This is a genomic window from Paucilactobacillus vaccinostercus DSM 20634 (assembly GCF_001436295.1).
In the GTDB taxonomy this organism is placed as follows: domain Bacteria; phylum Bacillota; class Bacilli; order Lactobacillales; family Lactobacillaceae; genus Paucilactobacillus; species Paucilactobacillus vaccinostercus.
Map to the genome: position 1 here is coordinate 1 of NZ_AYYY01000041.1, position 223 is coordinate 223.

Below are 223 nucleotides of genomic sequence, written 5' to 3' on the forward strand. Positions count from 1 at the left end.
ACCACGTTCAGCTGGAGTATAAGCATGGCAGTAATAGGTCTTAATACCATATTGTGGTTCAAGTGATACTAGCCCACTAAACTCAGTGCCACGGTCCACAGTAAAGCTGTGCACCGGACCATTAAAAGTGGTTAGGAACTTAGTTAGTGCTTCATTAACAGTCGCTATCGTCCGATCTTTTAACCGGTATGCCCAAAGGAACCGTGATTTGCGATCGATTAAA

At 43.9% G+C, this 223-nt stretch carries 1 protein-coding gene; it reads right to left on the reverse strand.

What is annotated here, in order from left to right; genetic code table 11:
* Nucleotides 1-223 (reverse strand): DDE-type integrase/transposase/recombinase (locus FC26_RS07920; RefSeq protein WP_157061128.1); only part of this gene is annotated, 223 nt, incomplete at both ends.